Origin of the sequence: Vibrio sp. RM-41-2B, assembly GCF_024744415.1 — a bacterium.
GTDB lineage: Bacteria > Pseudomonadota > Gammaproteobacteria > Enterobacterales > Vibrionaceae > Vibrio > Vibrio diabolicus.
On the sequence record NZ_JAMQWD010000015.1, the window covers coordinates 255,358 to 273,566 of the forward strand.

Annotated in this window: 14 protein-coding genes; 3 read left to right on the plus strand and 11 right to left on the minus strand. The window is 46.9% G+C overall.

Annotation, left to right across the window (positions count from 1 at the left end; translation table 11 throughout):
- Positions 1-15: 15 nt before the first annotated feature.
- The 11 genes from betA to NB463_RS11400 all read right to left on the minus strand — a co-directional run bounded on the left by betA (position 16) and on the right by NB463_RS11400 (position 14,636).
- Complete coding sequence (gene betA, locus NB463_RS11350) at positions 16-1,731, minus strand: choline dehydrogenase (RefSeq protein WP_258431465.1); 1,716 nt, start codon at positions 1,729-1,731, stop codon at positions 16-18.
- Positions 1,732-1,911: 180 nt separating this feature from the next.
- Positions 1,912-3,372, minus strand: a complete 1,461-nt coding sequence (gene betB, locus NB463_RS11355; RefSeq protein WP_257081257.1) for a betaine-aldehyde dehydrogenase — start codon at positions 3,370-3,372, stop codon at positions 1,912-1,914.
- 18 nt (positions 3,373-3,390) lie between these two features.
- Entirely contained in the window at positions 3,391-3,990 is a 600-nt protein-coding gene (betI, locus tag NB463_RS11360) for a transcriptional regulator BetI (RefSeq protein ID WP_005392557.1), read from the minus strand.
- A gap of 525 nt (positions 3,991-4,515) precedes the next feature.
- A complete protein-coding gene (locus NB463_RS11365; protein WP_405054830.1) occupies positions 4,516-6,537 on the minus strand; it encodes a diguanylate cyclase in 2,022 nt (673 codons plus the stop codon).
- 456 nt (positions 6,538-6,993) lie between these two features.
- Positions 6,994-7,752: an SDR family oxidoreductase gene (locus NB463_RS11370; RefSeq protein ID WP_258431468.1), complete on the minus strand. Its 759-nt coding sequence runs from the start codon at positions 7,750-7,752 to the stop codon at positions 6,994-6,996.
- Positions 7,753-7,761: 9 nt separating this feature from the next.
- On the minus strand, positions 7,762-8,658 hold the full coding sequence (mmsB, locus tag NB463_RS11375) for a 3-hydroxyisobutyrate dehydrogenase (protein ID WP_257890116.1): 897 nt from the start codon (positions 8,656-8,658) through the stop codon (positions 7,762-7,764).
- Positions 8,659-8,676: 18 nt separating this feature from the next.
- A complete protein-coding gene (locus NB463_RS11380; RefSeq protein ID WP_258431469.1) occupies positions 8,677-9,807 on the minus strand; it encodes an enoyl-CoA hydratase/isomerase family protein in 1,131 nt (376 codons plus the stop codon).
- 10 nt (positions 9,808-9,817) lie between these two features.
- The gene (locus tag NB463_RS11385) at positions 9,818-10,594 is read right to left on the minus strand and encodes an enoyl-CoA hydratase (protein ID WP_258431470.1); all 777 of its coding nucleotides are present in this window, start codon (positions 10,592-10,594) and stop codon (positions 9,818-9,820) included.
- Positions 10,595-10,643: 49 nt separating this feature from the next.
- Positions 10,644-11,798: an acyl-CoA dehydrogenase family protein gene (locus tag NB463_RS11390; RefSeq protein ID WP_258431471.1), complete on the minus strand. Its 1,155-nt coding sequence runs from the start codon at positions 11,796-11,798 to the stop codon at positions 10,644-10,646.
- A 95-nt stretch (positions 11,799-11,893) separates the two neighbouring features.
- Positions 11,894-13,387: a CoA-acylating methylmalonate-semialdehyde dehydrogenase gene (locus NB463_RS11395; RefSeq protein WP_053807844.1), complete on the minus strand. Its 1,494-nt coding sequence runs from the start codon at positions 13,385-13,387 to the stop codon at positions 11,894-11,896.
- 70 nt (positions 13,388-13,457) lie between these two features.
- Entirely contained in the window at positions 13,458-14,636 is a 1,179-nt protein-coding gene (locus NB463_RS11400) for a thiolase family protein (protein WP_053807845.1), read from the minus strand.
- A gap of 209 nt (positions 14,637-14,845) precedes the next feature.
- Here NB463_RS11400 and NB463_RS11405 point away from each other — a divergent pair, with 209 nt between their 5' ends.
- The 3 genes from NB463_RS11405 (at position 14,846) to NB463_RS11415 (ending at position 18,152) form a co-directional block, all read left to right on the plus strand.
- On the plus strand, positions 14,846-15,232 hold the full coding sequence (locus tag NB463_RS11405; RefSeq protein ID WP_005373242.1) for a MerR family transcriptional regulator: 387 nt from the start codon (positions 14,846-14,848) through the stop codon (positions 15,230-15,232).
- Positions 15,233-15,277: 45 nt separating this feature from the next.
- On the plus strand, positions 15,278-16,447 hold the full coding sequence (locus NB463_RS11410; protein ID WP_006741040.1) for an isovaleryl-CoA dehydrogenase: 1,170 nt from the start codon (positions 15,278-15,280) through the stop codon (positions 16,445-16,447).
- Between the two features lie 97 nt (positions 16,448-16,544).
- On the plus strand, positions 16,545-18,152 hold the full coding sequence (locus NB463_RS11415) for a carboxyl transferase domain-containing protein (RefSeq protein ID WP_053807846.1): 1,608 nt from the start codon (positions 16,545-16,547) through the stop codon (positions 18,150-18,152).
- The last annotated feature ends 57 nt before the right edge of the window (positions 18,153-18,209 follow it).

Sequence of the window (18,209 nt, forward strand, 5' to 3'; positions counted from 1 at the left end):
TGACTTTTTTCGTTTTTATGAGATCGAATCGAGATCTCTTTTTGGCGGATGCATTCGTTGCATCTCTTGCCAGTTCAGTGCAATCCAAACTGGTGCGTTGTTCGACGTTTCCAGGGCGTTATCCAAAATCATGTCCGCGGCGCGTTCTGCCACCATAATAGTTGGCGCATTTAAATTACCGTTCGGAATGGTTGGGAAAATAGAAGAGTCCACCACACGCAAGCCTTGAATTCCGCGTACTTGGCATCGCTCATTCAAAACCGCTAATGGGTCATTGTCTGCGCCCATTTTGCAGGTACAAGATGGATGGTAAGCACTCTCGACATTCTGCTTCACCCATTCATCAATTTGTTCATCCGTTGTGATATTCAGACCCGGCTGGATCTCATCACCACGAAACTCATCCATGGCTGGCTGATTGAGGATCTCGCGAGTAAGGCGAATACAATCACGCCAATCCTGCTTATCTTGTTCAGTGGAAATGTAGTTAAACTCAATCTTCGGCTTATCATTCGGATTCGCAGATACAACTTCGACCGAGCCGCGACTTTCGGGCTTGTTAGGTCCAACGTGCACTTGGAAACCATGACCGTCAAAAGCAGCTTGTCCGTCATAACGCATTGCCGCTGGCAAAAAGTGATATTGAATATTTGGCCACTTTAATCCCTCACGAGAACGGATAAACGCACATGATTCAAAGTGGTTAGTAGCCCCAAGGCCTTTGCGAGTTAATATCCACTCAGTGCCAATCAAGCCCTTGCTCACCAAACCTAATTTGCTGTTGAGCGTGATAGGTTGCTTACAGTGATATTGGAAGTACACTTCTAAGTGATCTTGCAGGTTTTTACCTACCCCTTCCAACGGATGTTTCACCTCAATGCCCGCTTTTTCTAATACTGCTGTCGGGCCAATGCCTGAAAGTTGTAGTAGCTGCACAGAGCCTACCGAGCCAGCACTCGAAATCACTTCATGATTCGCAAAACATTGCTGAACTGAACCTGACTTTTCGAATTCAACACCAACCGCTTTCTTGCCTTCTGCGCCTGTTTCTTCTAGTAAAACGCGATGAACCGTCACTCGCTTCATTAGGGTGAAGTTTTTGCGTTTTTTAGCACGGCTTAAGTATGCATTAGAGGTTGAAGCGCGTACGCCTTTGTCAACGGTCATATGCATTGGGCCAAAGCCCTCTTGCTGATAACCGTTGTAATCTTTTGTTTCTGGGTAGCCCGCTTCTTTGCCTGCATCAATAAAAGCTTGATACAGCGGATTGAGCTTCATATCGTTGCCGTTACATGTGCCGACGGGGCCATTATCGCCTCGGTATTCATCAGCACCACCAATCCAAGACTCTGCCTTCCGGAAATAAGGCAAACACGATTGATAATTCCAGCCTTTCGCGCCTTCCTCTTCCCACTGGTCAAAGTCACAAGCGTGTCCACGAACGTAAACCATGCCGTTGATCGACGAACTACCGCCCAGAACTTTCCCGCGAGGACAATGAAGTTGACGGCCATCCAACCCTTGCTCTTCAACTGTCTCAAACTGCCACGCGTATTTTTCAGTGTTCATAGGGTAAGAAAGCGCCGTCGGCATTTGGATAAAAATACTTTTATCCGATCCACCCGCTTCGAGTAATAGGACCGAATATTGACCACTTTCACTTAAGCGATCCGCTAACACACAGCCGGCCGAACCCGCACCGACGATGATATAATCGTAGTGTTGTTGCATTTGATTCTCCTAGGAGTTAATACCAATCACAGTAGATAAGTGAACGAAATTAGCGTAGGAAAAATGCTTGAGAACAAGGCGGGAATTTTCGATAAGTAGTTAGCCTACAATCAAAATTGACAACGCAGTTATCGAGCATTTTAACAAGCTAAAGTGGTCAGTTATCTACTACGATTGGTATCATTTGTAAGGGCTTTCGAAGTCGCTTAGCTGAACCAGAACACTCTTCGTTTGCGTGTAATGTTTAAGGGTTTCGACACCGTTTTCACGGCCAATACCTGATTGTTTGTAGCCGCCAACTGGCATTTCCGCAGGTGAGTCACCCCATGTGTTCACCCAACAAATACCAGCTTGAATTTGATGAATCACACGGTGGGCACGAGATAGGTTTTGAGTAAATACACCTGCCGCTAAGCCATAATCTGTGCCATTTGCACGCGCAATCACTTCCGACTCATCGCGGAATTTCAGCACTGACATTACCGGGCCAAAGATTTCTTGTTGAACGTGGCTCATGTCATCATCGCAATCGACAAATACGGTTGGAGCAACAAAGTTACCATTGGCTAGGCCATTGTCTGTTACTTTGTAGCCGCCAGTCAGTAGCGTCGCGCCACTCGCTTTCGCGGCTTCAATCGCTCCTAGTACTTTCGATTCATGATCTTTAGAGATCAGCGCGCCAATTTGCGTGTTCTCATCAAGCGGATCGCCGACAACTAACAACTCAGTGCGAGCTTTAAGTTGTGCGATGAAGTCATCATAAATACCTTCATGAACAAACACGCGTGTACCGTGCGTACAAACTTCACCTTGCGTGTAGAAGTTCGCCACCATGGCCGCAGAAACGGCATCGTTTAACTTTGCATCATCAAAAATAATCAGTGGAGACTTACCACCCAGCTCCATCGTTACTTGTTTTAGTGTCTTAGCGCTGTCACTCATGACGACTTTACCGGTGCCTGATTCGCCCGTGAACGATACTTTTGCGATTTCAGGATGCGCCGTTAGCATCTGCCCTACTCGGTAATCCCCTTGTACGACATTAAATACGCCATCTGGCATGCCCGCTTCTGAATAAATTTCTGCTAGCTTAAGCGCTGTTAATGGTGTTTCTTCTGATGGTTTGAAGATCATAGCGTTGCCCGCAGCCAGTGCTGGCGCCGATTTCCACATCGCAATTTGAATTGGATAATTCCAAGCGCCAATACCTGCGCAAATGCCCAATGGCTCGCGACGTGTGTAGAAAAACTGGTCTTCGCTGAGTGGCTGCTGCTCACCTTGCAAGCTTGGAGCAAGACCCGCATAGAACTCAAGAACATCGGCACCTGTTGTTATATCAACCGCGACAGCTTCTTGAATTGGCTTACCAGTATCTGCCACTTCCAATACAGCCAGCTCGTCATTACGCTCACGTAAAATGGCAACGGCTTTGTGTAAAATACGGCTACGCTCGATCGCAGTCATTGCTGACCATGCAGAAAAACCTTTCTTTGCCGACTCAATCGCCGCTTCGAGATCGTCTTGGTTCGCTTGTTTAATGTTGGCCAATGGCTCACCATTCGCCGGATTGTAAGTGGTGAAGTGCTCATCTGAACACCCGTTGTACATCGCACCATTGATATAGTGTGCTTTCATTTCCATTTTGAAGACCTGTGACTTTTATATTTTTTCAGAATAAAACGTAAGTTGTTTGTCGAGATAGTCGTTGATGATGATTCTCGCTCTTTCGGCATCAATACCTTGCGGGTTGAGCGTTCCGCGCAGCCAAATACCATCGATAAGTGACGCAATACCATGAGCAACCAGTTCGGCCTGCTCTGCATTTAATAATGCTTTGAGTTCTTTTCTTAGGTGGGACAATAAACGTCGTTCATTGACACGCTGCAAACGCTTAAGCTGCTCGTCATGCATTGAGTACGACCAAAACGCCAGCCAAGTCTTCGCAACTTGGTTTTCTGCCTGATAGCCGACAAAGTTACCGTCAATGATGGCATTAATTCTCTGATGATGAGCATCGCTTGGCAGCTCACGCAACTTCTGCGTGATGGTGGACGAAAGCTGACGCAAGATCTCTCGCATCGTTTCCTCCAACAACCCATGCTTACCACCAAAATAGTGATTGATAATTCCCGTTGATACACCTGCTTCTTTACTGATCAACGAAATACTCGCAGCGTGTAAACCGACTCTATCAATCACTGACATTGTCGCTTTCACCAGCTGTGGTTTTCTGATTTCAGGCATCCCCACCTTTGGCATTTTGCGTCCTTGTTATTTTTAATTGAACGGTTAGTTAAATATAAAATGCCTGAAAATTAGTTCGAACTCAAATCATTTTTTAAGAAAAAGGTTATTAACAAAGAAAGGAAAGTTGATGGTGTACGCAAAATTTCTATGCGATAACTTGTTGTAAAAGTCAAAGATGCGTTTAAAAACCCAAATAAAAACACAAACAAACCAATAACTTATTGAATCATCAATTTTTAACACACCTTTCAGAGAATTGTTTTTCGTGCCACAAAAATCCACACCAGAAAAATTTTACATCGACCACTAATCATTTCACCTGTATCGGCTTTGTTTGTATAAAAAACAGACATACTCGTGTGTTATAGCTTCGTATACACAAGTGACATTAGTACTTTGAAAATGTGGGAGATAAAACGAGTAGATAATACTGAACGCTATGAGTATGTAATTCGATACTCTTAAGTGATTCTGAAGTAATCAGTAGGAAGGGTAAGTTCAGGCTCACCGTTTGATGAGCCTGCATTCTTGATTTTATTAGGTCAGCTTGCGCCCTTTCACGCAGTTACGTCCATCCGCTTTAGCTTGATAAAGTAATTTATCTGCCTGATCACAGAGTGATTTAAAATTCATCTCACTATCTTCAGTCGTCACAACACCAAAACTACAGGTCACTCTCACTTCTTCATTCTGTTCCGTGACGAACCCATGTAAGGATAAAGCGCTACGTAATCGTTCAGCGGTAATGAGAGAGTCTTCATGATCGGTATTGGGCATCACAACAACAAACTCCTCACCACCAAAGCGTGCAACAATGTCATTTTCACGCACCGTCTCTTCTAGCACTTTGGCAACGCCTGTTAGTACGGCATCACCGAACACATGTCCATAGGTATCATTTACCTGTTTAAAATAATCTACATCGATTAGCGCTAAACTTACCGGCCCCGACTGCGGCTTCTTTGGCACCATTTTCTGTTTATCGAGCTTGCTATCCACCCATTTGTTTAAAGCTAGGTAGCCGTACTTAACTTGCTCGACTTGCTCAGACACAAAATGCTGCACCTTTTCTTGCTTAGATTGAGGCATCGGCTTTTCTTTGCGTTCACGTTTCGTCTCTACGGGTTTAGTGAACCAATCTTCTAAAAAACGGCGATTGAATAACCCTGTCAACGTATCTGTCTTTGCTAGGCGGCGCATTCTTAAACGTGATCGATTCACAACAAGGAATACCACTGCCATCAAAAAGAGAACACCAATGAGTGCTAGTAGCGCTTCACCCAATAGATAAAAGGTACGACGGTTATTTTCCAGTTCCATACGCTGCAACACGTTGTTCCAGTTGAGATCTTCGTTCTCATATTCAAGTCTTTCTAGCTCAAATAGCGTCTGTTGACGCTCAAGATTTTCAACTTCTCTTTGGTTGCTAAATTGGATGAATTTATCGTGATAGTTGCCGTAAGTTTTATACGCTAGTTTAAAGTCATTGCTTCCCGCGTAGGCCATGGCTGCCACTTTTAATAGTTCCATTTGCTGTTGCTTAACATATCGGCTCTCGATAATTTCCGGCAACATAGGCGCGATCATCGCTAGAAGTGTCTCAAACTGCTTCTGTTCTAGCATATATTCGGCTTGCAACAGCTTAAATGTCGCTAAGTAGGCGCTAGAGGTTTCTCTATACTGTAAGTTCTCCGCCAACTTTAAGTGGCGAACCATCTTATTTTCTTGGTTCGTCTCACGGTATAACGCAGCAAGCTCGAGGTTAACTCGAAACCTAAAGCGCCCGTCACCAATGATTTGCGCGAGCTTTAGCGCTCTCTGATACGATACAATCGCCTCTTCGTATTGGAACTGTGCCTTATGAAGCTTTGCTATCGTTAAGACGCTCAGCAGCTCATTGAACGACATGCGTCTATCCCTAAAATAACGGTACGCTTGTTCCAATAATGCTTCTGAACGGTCATAGCCCTGAATTTTGACCAGTACGTCACCAAGCTCTAGCGCCGCCCGTTCGACCAATCCTTGAACGCCAGAGGACTCAGCCGCATCCATTGACGACATAATTGCGGCATAGGATTTTTTAAACTCGCCCTGCTCATCGTAGTAACGTCCTTTTAGCAACAGGATCTCCGACTCGAGCTGCTTATCGCCATTTTCACGCGATGTTTCCAACAAACTATCCAACGAAGAAAGCGCGGTATCGATATCGCTCTTTCCGACCATAGTTCGCATCTGAATCAACTTAAATAAGAGATACTCATGGCTTTGTGGACGCACAAGTTCCAACCCTTTTTGTGCGACGTTTTGGCTCTCTTCCGCGCGCCCAAGTAGCTCTAGAACCGTGGACTTTGCAAGCCAATAACGTACCAGTAGCTCTGTTGGTTGATTTTGTAGTAGAGAGTCTTCTTCTAACGCCTCAATCAAAGCCAAAGAGCTCTGAGGTAATGCGTAAATTTGATTTTCAATGCCTTCTAGCGACTGTAAAAACTTACCTTCTTGTTCAACCTTTTCTGCGGATGCCTGAATAGAAAGACACAGACACCCCAATAGTAGTGGCATCGTCCTAAGCGAATGAAATAGTGACATTATTGCTCTTCCCTAATGGGTAGTTACTTCAGTGTAATAGAGAATTCTGGTTATTTTATTATTAAGGTAGCTGAAGGTTATTCAGCCAGCCTCATATTCCCATGTATTTTGCGCTGAATAATAAATCACCATCTTTAGATGTCGAAATGGTTTTCGGTCACAATATAATCAATAAGAGTGTTTTTCATACCCCAAGAAGCAAAATCTCATCAATGAGACAAAAAATTGTCTTGATTGTGAATTAATACATTTACATAAAAATTAACACGAGAGCACTTATTCATACCAAAAATACAAAAGAGTTGTAAATGTAATCGGTACAGCAGCCGTTACTAAAACATCCATTAATAATTATCGATAGAAACAATATAAGAAAGGAGGAAGGAAGCGGACAATCAAGCTCGCTCCCCTTTTTAATATGAGGAGGGGCTACATTCGCATTCCGCCATCGACTTCGAATACTCTTCCAGTCACGAACTCATTGGTTAACACGTATTTGATGGTCGAAGAAATTTCATCAGCAAGACCTAAGCGTCCGACAGGAATCATTTTGACTAAACGCTCCATCGCTTCAGGTTTTATTTGGTCCGTCATGGCAGTCTTGATGACACCCGGAGCAATCGCTACTGAGCGAATTCCGAAACGCCCTAACTCTTTCGCCCACACCGTCGCCATGGTGGCTACCGCCGCTTTGGATGCAGAATAGTTAGTTTGACCAATATTCCCCGCACGCGCGACGCTAGATATGTTGATCAGAACGCCTTTGCTATCGGTGTTCAGCATTACCTTGCTCGCTTCGCGGCCACACAGAAAAGTACCTGTCACATTCACATCCATAACAGACTGAAATTGTTCCAGCGACATCGCGTTAACCTGACCATCTTTAACTTTGATGAACATGCCATCACGCATAATGCCTGCGTTATTGATCACGCCATTGAGCTGTTTGAAATCCGCTTCAATTTGCTCAAAAGCAGCGCACACTTCTTTTTCTTCCGTCACGTTCGCTACATAAAAACGAGTGGTGACGCCGAAAGATTCACACTCCGCTTTCGTTTCAGCCAGTTGGTCTGAATTGAGGTCGATAAGCGCAAGGTGAACACCGCTTTCCGCTAGCGACAGCGCCATTTGTTTACCAAGCCCCTGCCCGGCCCCCGTGATCGCAATAACCTTATTTGCTAGATCCATAAGCACTCCTTAGGCCTGATTTTGCTTTTGGTAGAACTCAAACAAGCTTGAAAAATCTTTTTGTCCGTTGCCCTGACCGTTGTGAAAATTAAACAGGTTACGAGCCAAGCTGCCCATTGGTGTTGATGTTTGACTAGCAACCGCCGCTTCCATCGCAAGACCGAGATCTTTCGCCATTAACTGACTCATAAAGCCGCCCTGATAACCATTGCTTGCAGGCGTGTTTTCCATCACACCTGGGCACGGGTTGTAAAGCTCTAGCGCCCAGTTTCGACCCGAACTTTGCAACATAATGTCGGACAACACTTTGGGATCGAGTCCGTTTTCCATGCCTAAATTGAGTGCTTCACAAGTGCCGCTCATCAAAATGCCCAACATCATGTTATTGCAGATCTTCGCCACCTGACCGGCTCCGGCGTCTCCCGCATGGAAGATGTTTTTGCCCATGTGGTTAAGCACCGCTTTAGCTTGGACAAAGTTCTCTTGTGAACCGCCAACAATAAAGGTCAACGTGCCTGCTGCTGCGCCCGCAACCCCGCCAGACACCGGTGCATCAACAAAGCTGATGCCAAGCTGCAGCGCCTTTTCGCCAACCAAACGAGCGGTCGCTGGATCGATGGTTGAAGAGTCGATTAGCAGCGTCCCAGAATCTACGCTATCTAATATCCCGTCTTGACCAAGATAAACACTTTGAACGTGTTGGCTAGCAGGTAGCATGGTGACCACCACGCTCGCACCTTGAACGGCTTGTTTTACCGAATCTGCACTCGACGCACCAAGTGCGGTAAGTTCTGCCACAGCGTTTGGATTCAAATCAAACACTTCGACGTTCAAGCCCGCTGTGAGTAGGTTCTTAGCCATAGGCGCGCCCATGTTGCCAAGGCCAATAAATGCAATTTTATCCATGTCGTATTTCTTCCTTGTCTAAAGTGCCACAGTGGCAACCGAGGATGCGGTCAGTGGGTATTCTGCTGAATCAATTGGCGCGAAGAAGCGTTCCAAAACTTGTGGCGTTACGTCAGAAACCGTGCGATGTTGCCAAGTCGGTTGATTGGTTTTATCGATAATCAGCGCACGAACCCCTTCCCTAAAATCACCTTCTAAGCCACAACGTAACGTCAGATTAAATTCCATATCAAAACACGCTTTCAAAGAGAGGTTTTGATACTGCGTTAGCTGCTGATAAGTGATATTGAGCGACAACGGACTGCCATAATTCAATGCTTTTTGCGCATTGATGAACCACTTATCATCAACGTCGGCACTGCTGATTGCGCGAACAATCGAATCTAAATCACCCGAACAAAGCTGCTCAATCAATCCCGCATATGGCATCAACATCCCTTCGCTTGGCTCGTCCACTTGTACCGAACGTAGCGTAGTGGCGATTTTTTCGTTGATGTTTGCTTCACCTTTCCAACTTACCAATGCGAGCAGATCCAACAGTGCTTGTTTGCTTTCTGGCTTTGCAATCCATTGGCTTAATCCCAACGCTTTCATGTCTGTCGCGTTGATTTGGCAAGCCGTCAAACTTAAGAAAAGTGCCAAATGTTTTGGCAACTGATTTAGGAAGTACGTCGCGCCTACGTCTGGGTAAAGGCCGATTTTAATCTCTGGCATCGCAAAGCGTGTGGTGGTTTCTGCTACGCGATGACTTGCGCCCATAAATAAGCCCACACCGCCGCCCATCAGATAACCATGCCCCCACGCGATGATCGGTTTTGGATAAGTGTGAATAAGATGATCACAGCGATATTCGAGGTCAAAGAAGGTTTCCATCGCTAAAAACGCGGAATCAAAGTCTTGCTCTTTGTTTTCAAGTGCACGGTAAATCGCTTGAATGTCACCACCAGCACAAAACGCTTTTTCACCCTTGGCGTGCAAAAAGATCGCGACGATGCTGTCGTCCGTTTGCCATTCATTAAGCTGTTTGTACAACTTCTCAATCATTACGTAACTCAACGCGTTGAGAGCAGCTGGATTATCAAGTTCCAGCACACCAATAACAGAACCATCAGCGCACTCAAGTTTTGAAACATTTACTGTACCTGTCATTTGGCCTCCGCTAGCTGTTTGTCCATTGTGGCTTACGCTTTTGCAAGAAGGCGTTTACACCCTCAGTCTGATCTTGTGTATTGAACAGCTGTAAAAACAGTTCACGCTCCAAAACCAATCCAGCCGCATGAGTTTGGCTGCGTCGACCTTGAATGAGCGTTTTGCACGCAGACACGGATTTCGGCGATTGGCCAGCAACACGCTGTGCAAGTACTATCGCCGCTTCTAGTGCTTGGCCTTTCGCCACCACTTCTTCGACTAAACCAATTTTTTCCGCTCGCTCGGCCGTCACTCGTTCGCCACACAGAATCATGCGCTTCGCCCAACCTTCACCTACCAACGCGGTCAGGTTTTGCGTTCCGCCCGCGCAAGGCAACAAGCCGACCGATGCTTCAGGAAGTGCCATTTGTACTTGTTCTTCTGCGATGCGAATGTCACACGCCATCGCCACTTCCAGACCACCACCCATCGCATAGCCATTAACCGCTGCGATAGAAACCCCATCGAATGCAGACAGCGCTTCAAACGCTTCACCAAATGCGAACGCCATATCTGCTGCTTGTGATTTATCACCCGATGCAAAGTTGTTGAGATCCGCTCCAGCAGAAAAGAATTTCTCGCCTTCGCCCGTCAGTACCAACGCATAAATAGAGCGATCATTACTGAGTTTAGTCGCCAGCTCTTTAAGTTGATTGAGAGATTCAAGCGTCCAAGTATTGGCAGGTGGATTACTAATCGTCAGCTTAGCAATGTGTGCCTCGCGCTCTAATTTGATTTGTGCCGTCATATTCTTTCAGTCCTTTTTAATTTCTTTAGGTAAGGCTGCGTCTCTCTGACTAAAGCAGCTCAACGCCTTCCGTTAGTAATCGTCTTGCGACGATCAGACGCATGATTTCGTTGGTACCTTCAAGGATTTGGTGAACACGAACGTCTCGGAAATGGCGCTCGACTGGGTATTCTTTGATGTAGCCATAGCCACCGTGAATTTGCAGCGCCTGATCGCAGACTTTAAAGCCCACATCAGTAGCAAAGCGTTTTGCCATGGCACAGTACGCGCTTTTTTCTGCGTGTTGAGCATCGAGTTTGGCGGCAGCGAGTCGCACCATTTGACGCGCAGCAACCAGCTCCGTCGCCATATCGGCCAATTTGAATTGCAGGGCTTGAAATTGCGCCAGTGAACGGCCGAACTGTTTACGCTCAGTCATGTACTGCTTGGCTTCGTTCAGTGCCTGTTGTGCCGTGCCGACGGAACAAGTAGCGATGTTGATTCGACCACCATCCAGACCAAGCATAGCGAACTTAAAACCTTCGCCCTCTTTACCCAACAGGTAGTCGGCAGGAATGCGGACATTTTCGAAGGTGATCATGCGCGTTGGCTGGCAGTTCCAACCCATTTTCGCTTCTTTTTTACCGTAGCTAATGCCTTCGATGTCAGCAGGAACGACGAACGCAGAAACGCCTCCCGCTCCTTCACCGCACGAACGCGCCATCACGACGAGAACATCTGTATCACCCGCGCCAGAGATAAACACTTTTGCGCCATTCAGGACAAACTCATCGCCGTCACGCACTGCACTGGTCGTCAGTGAAGCGGCATCAGAGCCGGCATTAGGTTCTGTTAAACAGTAGGAAGCGAGCTTTTCACCCGAAATTAGATCCGCGCTAAATTGCTGCGCCACTTCCGCTTTGGCAAAGCTGGTGATCATCCACGTCGCCATGTTATGGATTGTCATGAACGCAGTGGTCGCGGTACAACCCATGGCCAATTGCTCGAAAATGATCGCCGCATCCAAACGAGACAATCCCAAACCACCATGCTCTGGCGGCGTATAGATGCTCAGAAAGCCAAGTTCACCCGCCTGACGCAGTACATCTTTAGGGAAATGATGGTTTTCATCCCACTCGGCCGCGTGCGGCGCTAACATTTGGTCTGCAAACTGCTTTGCTACTTCGGCAAACGCGAGTTGATCTTCGTTTAATTCAAAATCCATCTTGAAGTCCTAAGGTCTAATTCGTTGCATTTTTATCCGAGCCAAGCCCTCTAAAAGGAAGAAGGGCTTGGCTAGAGGTGTCGCTAATCCATTAATTAGCTAAGTTGAATAGTCATGTTTGGACCGCTTGGAATGTCATCTTCAAACCAACGCGCAGTGACAGTTTTCGTCTCGGTGTAGAAGCGAACCGCTTGTTTACCGTAAGCATGCAGGTCGCCGTAGAAGCTGCCTTTCCACCCCGTAAATGAGAAGAACGGCAATGGCACCGGAATCGGCACGTTGATGCCTACGTTACCTACTTCGATATTGTGTTGATACTTTCTCGCGGCAGCGCCGTTCGCCGTGAAAATAGACGTACCATTACCAAAGCGGTTCGCGTTGATTAGCTCAATTGCCTCATCTAAATTGTCGACTTCCATAGTTAACAGCACTGGACCGAAAATCTCTTCCTGATAGATCGACATGTCTGTGGTCACGTTGGTAAACATTGTTGGCCCCACCCAGTTACCGTTCGGGAAGCCAGGTACTTGGCAATCTGTACCATCCAGAACACAGTTCGCACCAGATTTTTTGCCTTCATTAATCAGATTCACCACTCGTTGCTTCGCTTGCGGGCTAATCAGCGGACCATAACCGGCGGTTTCATCATCCCACGCGCCAGGTTGAACCTGAGCTAACGCCTCTTTAAGCTCTGGAATCCATTCTTTGGTTTCGCCGACAAATACCGCCACCGAAATCGCCATACAGCGTTGGCCTGCGGCACCGACTGACGCGCCAACTAGGTTATTGATGACTTGCTGTTTGTTTGCATCTGGCATGATGACCATGTGATTCTTCGCACCCGCAAATGACTGCACGCGTTTTAGGTTATCCGTACCGGTTTTGTAGATGTGCTCCCCAACTGGCACAGAGCCAACAAAAGAGATCGCACGAACGACTGGATCAGTCAGAATGCGATCGACTTGCTCTTTGGTACCGTGAACAACTTGCAATACGCCTTTTGGTGCGCCAGCTTGTTCAAATAGCTCTGCCAATTTCATTGCAGTCAACGGAACTTGTTCCGACGGTTTCAAAATGAAGGTGTTGCCACAAGCGAGCGCCATTGGGAACATCCACAATGGAATCATCGCAGGAAAGTTAAACGGTGTGATGCCAGCACAAACACCGAGCGGTTGAATGTAAGAGTAACCATCAATATTGGTTGCGACGTTTTCCACCGTTTCACCCATCATTGAGCTACAAATGTTCGCCGCTTGTTCTACGACTTCAATCCCGCGCCAAATGTCACCCTTTGCATCCGCAAGAGTTTTGCCTGTCTCACTTGAAAGCAGTATCGCCAACTCATCGTGTTGCTCTTTTAGCAAGTGTTGGTAGCGTAGCATCAATCTCGCACGCTCAGGAGCGGCAACTTCTTTCCAACGCTTGAACGTTTCGGTTGCGCTAGCAATCGCCGCATTCATTTCTGATTCCGTGGCACAAGGTACTTGCGCAATCACTTCGTTGGTTGCCGGGTTAGTTACATCTAGCCATTGTTTTGAGTCGGAGATGGCAAATTCACCACCGATATACTGCTTTACTTGTTCTGTCATGATGACATCCTTGTATTTTTCAGCTTGTTACTGACTACTGTTATGTAAGTGAAACTTTGTTGAGAATGAATTAGCAGATTTCAATCGCGATGGCGGTTGCCTCGCCGCCACCAATACAAAGCGATGCAACGCCACGTTTACCGCCTGTTTGTTTAAGAGCGTGAATCAAAGTCACGAGGATTCGGTTACCACTCGCACCAATTGGATGCCCCAACGCACAAGCGCCGCCGCGAGGGTTCACTTTGCTCTCGTCCAATTCGAGTGCTTTCACCGCGTATTGAGCGACAACGGCAAAGGCTTCATTGATTTCCCAAAGGTCCACGTCTGATTTGTCCCAGCCCGTTTTTTCCAGCAGCGTTTCAATCGCGAATACGGGTGCGATGGTGAACTCATCAGGCTGTCTTGCATGCGTGCTGTACGCGACAATTTTGGCTAGAGGTTGAAGGTGTTCCTGACGGCCAAATTCACTATCAACCAATACCATTGCCGATGCACCATCAGAAATAGAACTGGAATTTGCTGCCGTTACGCCGCCATCTTTGGCAAACGCAGGTCGTAAGGTGGGAATTTTAGTGACGTCGAGTTTGCTCGGTTGCTCATCGTCTACCACCAAGGTTTCGTCGCGTCGACTTTTTACGTTAACAGGCACGATCTCTTCTTTGAACAAACCTTGCTCAATCGCTTGCTGCGCACGAGTCACCGACTGCTGCGCCCAGATATCCATACTTTCACGGCTGAACTGATACTTTTGCGCGGTTTGTTCGGCAAAGGCACCCATCAATTCGCCTTGGTAGGCATCCTGCAAACCGTCATAAAACATGTGATCAAGCACTTGCTCGTGACCTAAACGGAAACCATCACGCGCTTTCTTAAGTAGATAAGGAGAAGAGGACATGTTTTCCATACCGCCAGCGATAACCGCGTGCGCGTTACCAGATTGAATAAGATCATGTGCCAGCATGACGGTTTTCATACCCGAACCACAGACTTTATTCAGTGTCGTACAACCGATCGATTTTGGCATTTCTGCTTTAAGACTTGCTTGTCTTGCTGGCGCTTGCCCCACGCCGGCGGGTAAAACGCATCCCATCAACACTTCGTCTATTTTTTGCACATCGAGTTGGCTTTCGGCTAGTGCCCCTTGGATGGCTTTCGCACCGAGTTCCGTGACATCTGTTGAAGCTAATGCACCTTGAAAAGAGCCGATAGGCGTTCGCTTGGCGGCAACAATCCATGTTTCATTTTTCATTCCATTAACCTTTTGTTGACGTTTACGTCATAACTATACTAACATTTACGTTAACGTCAAGTTTGAGGTTATTGTTTGTTCGAGTAATTATTTTATTTCGAGTAAATGCGAGTGATATCAAGGCTCAAGAGTGGATGTTGTTTGTTTACTTTAACGTTAACGAATTGTATATTCGTATGAATGTTATACGAAAGTCGTAAGGTTAAGGAATGAACACATTTAAGATCAGCGAGCTCGCGAAAGAGTTCGACATTACTACCCGAAGTATTCGCTTCTACGAAGATTTAGGTCTCCTAACTCCGGAACGTAAAGGCAACACACGAATCTACAATGGTCGCGATCGAATTCGACTAAAACTGATTTTGCGAGGTAAGCGATTGGGCTTTTCTCTTGCAGATATCAAAGAGTTATTTGAACTCTACGATACCGATCAAAGTACTGAGCAGTTGAACTATATGATTCGGTTGATCGAAGAGAAGAAGGCAGCATTGCAACAGCAAGCAAACGACATTCAAGCGGTAATGATGGAGTTAAATGCTGCGCAGTTGCGATGCCAAAACACACTGAGATCCATGAAAGGCGAAAAAGTCACCTAACACCTCAACTCTGGGATGTAGGTGACGTAAAGGCAAGGACACGCAATGAAATCTACCTACTCTTCCCTGAACTTTGTTTATGACGAAAATACCGATTTGCTTCGCGAGCAAATCAATAGTTTTGCTGCAAGAGAAATTGCGCCGCTAGCGCAATCTATCGACCAATCTAACGACTTTCCAAACCATCTTTGGTCCAAACTGGGTGACATGGGTCTTTTAGGTGTGACCACCAGCGAAGAGTTTGGTGGAGCAGGCATGGGTTATCTCGCCCACGTTATCGCTATGGAAGAAATCAGTCGAGCATCCGCTTCGGTTGCGTTAAGTTACGGTGCTCACTCCAATCTTTGTGTCAACCAAATCCACCGCAACGGCACACAAGCGCAAAAAGAGAAATACCTACCTAAGCTCATCTCTGGCGAACATATTGGTGCACTAGCAATGAGTGAGCCCGGAGCAGGTTCTGATGTAGTCTCTATGCAACTTAAAGCGGAACGTAAAGGCGATATATTCCTGCTAAATGGCAACAAAATGTGGATCACTAACGGCCCTGATGCACACACCTATGTTGTCTACGCCAAAACCGACCCAAGCCAGCACTCCAAAGGCATCACGGCATTTATTGTAGAACGCGGCTTTCCTGGATTCACTCAAGCACAAAAACTCGACAAGTTGGGTATGCGCGGCTCGAATACGTGTGAGCTGGTCTTCCAAAACTGCGAAGTCCCTGCGGAAAATATTCTCGGCGAAGAAAACCAAGGCGTGAAAGTATTGATGAGCGGCCTCGACTACGAACGCGTGGTACTTGCCGGAGGCCCACTTGGCATCATGCAGGCGTGTATGGATATCGTTGTGCCTTACATTCACGACCGTAAACAGTTCGGTAAATCCATCGGTGAATTCCAGCTAGTTCAAGCAAAAATCGCCGATATGTACACACAAATGAATGCCGCTAAAGCGTATGTTTACGCCGTCGCTGCCGCTTGTGATCGCGGTGAAACCACCCGTAAAGATTCTGCTGGCGCGATCCTCTACAGCGCAGAGCTGGCAACCAAGATGGCACTGGATGCGATTCAATTACTTGGCGGTAACGGCTACATCAACGAGTTTGATACGGGCCGTTTGTTGCGAGATGCCAAGCTGTATGAAATCGGTGCGGGCACTTCAGAAATTCGCCGCATGCTTATTGGTCGCGAATTGTTTAACGAAAGCGCCTAATAATCAGCCCAGGCGTTCTGACTAAAAAACATTTTCTTAATCAACCTAAATAAAGACGGGTGTTCTCACCCGTTTACCGAATGGAGATCGGCTATTTATGGCTTGTTTGACGACCAATATTAATACCCATTCAGAGCAGTATCAGGAAAACTACCGCTCTATGGCGTCTCTTGTGGATCAACTCTATACCGTGACCGCGCAAATCGAAGATGGTGGCGGCGAGAAAGCAAGAGAGCATCAGCAGAAGAAAGGCAAACTTCCGGTTCGTGAGCGTATTCTTGCCCTACTCGACCCTGGCTCATCCTTTTTAGAAGTCGGTCAGTTTGCTGGCTGGGATGTGTATCCAGATTACGTTCCATGCGCTGGCGTGGTTGCTGGCGTGGGTGTAATAGACGGCACCGAGTGTATGATCGTTGCCAACGACGTGACGGTAAAAGGCGGTAGTTACTACCCGCTCACGGTTAAAAAGCACTTACGCGCACAGGAAATCGCAGAGAAGTGTCAGTTGCCTTGTGTTTACTTGGTCGACTCTGGCGGTGCTAACCTACCCCGCCAAGATGAAGTATTTCCAGACAAAGACCATTTTGGCCGTATTTTCTATAACCAAGCTCGAATGTCAGCCAAGGGTATCCCGCAAATTGCGGTGGTCATGGGGCTATGTACCGCTGGCGGTGCTTACGTTCCTGCCATGTGTGACGTTTCCATCATCGTCAAAGAACAAGGTACGATCTTCTTAGCTGGCCCTCCTCTTGTAAAAGCAGCAACAGGTGAAGAAGTCAGCGCGGAAGATCTTGGTGGCGCAGACGTTCACTGCCGTACGTCTGGCGTAGCCGATTACTATGCTGAAAATGATCACCACGCGTTAGAACTGGCAAGACAAGCTGTCTCTCAAATCAACCACTTGAAACCCGTTCAACTCAAGCAAAAAGCGCCACAGGAACCACGCTTTACTCCGCAAGAGCTGTACGGCATCGTCGGTACCGATCTTAAAAAGCCGTTTGATGTTAAAGAGGTGATTGCTCGAATCGTTGATGATTCCCAGTTCGATGAATTTAAAGCCTTGTTCGGTGAAACCTTAGTCTGTGGCTTTGCCCATATCCACGGTATGCCAATTGGCATTGTCGCTAACAACGGCATTCTATTTTCGGAATCGGCGCAGAAAGGTGCGCATTTTATTGAGCTGTGCGCACAGCGCAAAATTCCTCTGCTTTTCTTGCAGAACATCACTGGCTTTATGGTCGGTCAGAAGTACGAAGCAGAAGGCATCGCCAAACATGGTGCGAAAATGGTAACTGCTGTTGCGTGTGCAGACGTGCCAAAGTTTACCGTGGTTATTGGTGGTTCGTATGGCGCAGGCAACTACGGCATGTGTGGCCGCGCTTATGATCCAACCATGATGTGGATGTGGCCAAACGCGCGCATCTCCGTAATGGGTGGTGAGCAAGCAGCTGGCGTGATGGCGCAAGTAACCCGCGATATAAAAACGCGCAAAGGTGAAAACTGGAGCACTGAAGAAGAAGAAGCATTTAAGCGTCCGATAGCTGAACAGTACCAAACTCAAAGCCATGCGTATTACGCCAGTGCTCGCCTGTGGGACGATGGGATTATTGATCCTGCAAAAACACGTGATGTTGTCGGCATTGCTCTGTCTGCTGCGCTTAATGCGCCGATACCAGACAGCAAATTTGGCATCTTCCGTATGTAGTCAGATGCAAGGCAAGCCTTAACTCCTCGCTATCCACCGATGTTTATCCGAGTACTG